The following is a 3,463-nucleotide window of genomic DNA, read 5'->3' as shown; positions in this document are numbered from 1 at the left end:
AATCTCTACCTCCACTACACGCTGGACCTCTGGTTTCAACGGCGATTCCAACCAGGCTGTACGGGGCCGGCGCGGCTGATCCGGTATGCGGATGATTATGTGGCCAGCTTCAAACACGAAGTGGACGCCAAGCGATTCCGCATCGAGATGGAGAAGCGGCTTGGCCTGTACGAGCTGGAGATCGCGCCGGAGAAGACCAGGATTCTGGCGTTTGGGCCGATGGCGCAGCAGTGGGCAAAAGAACAGGGGAGGAGAAAGGCCGAAACCTTCGACTTCCTGGGTTTCACCCACTATTGCACCACCTCGCGGAATGGGAAGTGGTTTCGTGTCGGACGCAAGACGATCAGCCGGCGCTTGAGCGTAGTTAAGAACGTGCGACCAGGCTTGATGCTGAGCGATAAGACGCTCCGACTTGTCCCCAAAAAAGAATCTGTAGTTGAACGATTTCTTTACCAGAATCTTCTGAGCAGAATTTACCGCAAATACATAGAAACGGCTGTTGGAGGAACTGAAGCTAAAAATATTTCCCAAGCCCGACTAAAGAAAGCACCAATATGGTTGCCGTCGCTGGAAACACAAGAGGCAGTCACCAAAACGCTTATCTCATTTGATCAGACTATAGAACAAGCAGAAACGAATATTGAGAGTGCATGTTTAATGCTGAGAGCGCTCATTTCAAACTGGGTGGAAGTACTCCATGTTTAACGAAGAAAACACCGTCGAACAACTGGTTCTCGACACGCTCTGCGATGGCGTAACTTCAAACATGGTGGCCGAAGAGCGAGCCTGTTACGGCGGCGAGGTCAAGAGTTGGTGCTTTATCGCTGCAGAAGAATTGCCGCGTCCGCACTCCGATGTGCTGGTGGAGTCGGTGGTGCACGACGCCCTCATTCACCTGAACCCGGAAATCAAGCCCCAACTCGACCACTTGCAGACCAATTATAATCCCAGGTTGTTACCATGACCGTCGATAGAAACGCTGAATATCTCATAGGTTTGTTTCATGAGCTGTGCAAACAGCCCAGGGAAACGGAGTGGATCGAGTTCAAGCGAAACAAGGAAAAGCCGGAACAGATTGGTGAGTACCTCTCTGCGCTGGCCAATTCTGCGGCATTACTTGGAAAGGTCAATGCATACCTGCTGTGGGGAGTTGAAGATGATGGTCATGCCATTGTTGGTACAGAGTTCTGTCCATCACGCACCAAGGTGGGCAATGAAGAGTTGGAAAACTGGCTGCTGCGTCTGTTGAAGCCAAAGATCAACTTTCGGTTTTACGAGCTGATCATTGGTGATCAGCCAGTGGTGTTGCTGGAAATAGGCGCAGCCTTTCGCCATCCGGTACAGTTCAGGAATCAGGAGTTTATTCGGGTCGGCTCCTACAAAAAGAAGTTGAAAGACCACCCGGAGAAGGAACGAGAACTGTGGCGGGTATTCGATCAAACGCCGTTTGAGAGCCAAATTGCCGCTGAGAATATTCCTGCAGAGGAAGTACTTCGGCTGCTCGATTATCCTGCTTATTTTGATCTGTTGGAATTGCCTCTGCCGGAGACGCGTGATGCCATTCTCGCCACCTTGCAGGCGGATGAGATAATAGCCTCTGGCATGGGTGGTAAATGGGATATCACTAATCTTGGTGCAATTCTATTTGCGAAGAAATTAGAAGATTTTCGTAACCTTCGTCGTAAGGCGGTTCGTGTGGTGGTCTACAAGGGTGCGCATCGTGTCGAAACACTGAGAGAAAAAAGTGGCACAAAAGGCTATGCCTGTGGTTTTGAGGGACTGATAGGTTTCGTTCTGAACCTGTTGCCCAGCAATGAAGTCATTGGCCAGGCGCTACGCAAGGAAGTTCCGATGTTTCCCGAGTTGGCCATCCGCGAGTTAGTAGCCAATGCACTGATTCATCAGGATTTTCAACAAACAGGTACCGGGCCGATGATCGAGATCTTCACCAGACGCATGGAGGTCACGAACCCGGGTGTACCCCTGGTGAAGACAGAACGTTTCCTTGATAGCCCGCCCAAATCACGGAATGAGGCATTGGCCTCATTTATGCGCCGGATTGGGGTTTGCGAGGAGCGTGGTAGTGGCGTTGATAAAGTGGTTTTCCAGACAGAGTATTACCAGCTTCCTGCACCGGTTTTCGAGGAGACAGATGAACACACGCGTTGCGTGCTGTTCGCCCATCGTGAGTTTAGAGAAATGGACAAGCAAGATCGGATATGGGCAACTTATCTGCATGCCTGTTTGCGCTATGTCCAACGTGACTACATGACGAACTCCACACTTCGTCAGAGGTTTGGTATTGAAGAAAAGAATTCGGCCATGGCTTCCCGGATTATCAAGGATGCCCTTGAGGCGGGAAAGATTCGTCAATTTGATGAGAGTGCTTCACGGAAGTATATGAAATACGTGCCTTGGTGGGCATAATACATTGACAAATAAGATAATTCTTATTTGACGGTTATTTGACTGAAATAGGTTGGGCAGGTATTCGAAGTATCATAATACGTTAAAAATCAGTTAGATATAGTTGTGAGCTTGTTTGACTGAGCCAGAGAGTTATGATGGACAGCTTGCGGGGAGAGGGGATGACAGTTTTCAATGAAGAAAATACGGTCGAGCAGATGGTGCTCGATACCCTCGGTAGTGGTCTTGCTGATGGGATGATCGCTGAAGAACGCGCCGGTTATGGAGGAGAGATTAAGAGCTGGCACTTCGTGCCGGCGGAGGGTCGAAGTCACCCAAGCGGAGCAAGGCGCAGAGGCGACGGATCAGAACCGTGATGCAGGAACTGATGTATGTTGCCGCACGTATCATCAAAACAGCGCGCACCATCAAGATAAGTTTTGGCAGAGGTTGTCGATCGCTGCAGGCCTTTAATGCGGTGTATCGAAAACTGGCCTATGGCTAGACGTACCGGATCATAGCGGATAAGCCTTGCCCCATGGAGCAGTGCGCCTGAAATCCGTCGGTGTGTCATTCTTGCGGCAGCCCCGCTGAAAATCATGTCGCTGAGCAGTCAAACAAGGCAGCCGCCAGTCAAATAACGCTACCAGATGTAAGAATCAGCGAGCAAAATTGAAGGCCGCATTTGAAAATACGGATTCAGGTGATACTTTTCAAATGGCTAGGCCGGCGTGGAAAGCGTGGCAGTCTGAATTTCGAGAAGTTCCGGCTGCTGCGCCAACGCTTCCCGTTGCCTCCCCCGCGAATTCAGGTGAACCTATGGTGACTTCTTCCGCGAAGCGTGTTGTTGAGGAGCCGTGTGCGTGAGTAGCGCAAGCACGGTTCTGTGAGGGGTGTGGTGATGCGACAGTACGGAGAGGATATTGCGGCACCGGTGGGAAACCAGCCGGCAAACAGAGAATGCCAACACGATCCTAACCTGTTGTGGAGCCCATCTACTCGACCCATTCTGTCATGGGCAAAGTCCTGTTCGAATTCAAGTTAAACATCTGAATTT

At 50.5% G+C, this 3,463-nt stretch carries 5 protein-coding genes; all 5 read left to right on the top strand.

The features are described 5' to 3' along the window. A partial coding sequence (locus tag ACOCD2_RS14550) for a restriction endonuclease subunit S (RefSeq protein ID WP_419594072.1) occupies positions 1-705 on the top strand: 705 nt, incomplete at its 5' end. Next, positions 698-964 (top strand): hypothetical protein, encoded by a 267-nt coding sequence (locus ACOCD2_RS14545; RefSeq protein WP_293649701.1) that lies wholly within the window; start codon positions 698-700, stop codon positions 962-964. The genes ACOCD2_RS14550 and ACOCD2_RS14545, both read left to right, overlap by 8 nt. Continuing rightward, positions 961-2,427: an ATP-binding protein gene (locus tag ACOCD2_RS14540; protein ID WP_293649703.1), complete on the top strand. Its 1,467-nt coding sequence runs from the start codon at positions 961-963 to the stop codon at positions 2,425-2,427. Before ACOCD2_RS14545 ends, ACOCD2_RS14540 begins: the two co-directional genes overlap by 4 nt. A gap of 134 nt (positions 2,428-2,561) precedes the next feature. After that, positions 2,562-2,783, top strand: a complete 222-nt coding sequence (locus ACOCD2_RS14535) for a hypothetical protein (protein WP_293652801.1) — start codon at positions 2,562-2,564, stop codon at positions 2,781-2,783. Beyond that, positions 2,780-2,911: a hypothetical protein gene (locus ACOCD2_RS14530; RefSeq protein ID WP_293674763.1), complete on the top strand. Its 132-nt coding sequence runs from the start codon at positions 2,780-2,782 to the stop codon at positions 2,909-2,911. Before ACOCD2_RS14535 ends, ACOCD2_RS14530 begins: the two co-directional genes overlap by 4 nt. The last annotated feature ends 552 nt before the right edge of the window (positions 2,912-3,463 follow it).

Source organism: Thiolapillus sp. (assembly GCF_048562965.1).
GTDB classification, from domain to species: Bacteria; Pseudomonadota; Gammaproteobacteria; order Chromatiales; family Chromatiaceae; genus Thiolapillus; species Thiolapillus brandeum_A.
This window is presented reverse-complemented; position numbering and strand designations above follow the sequence as displayed.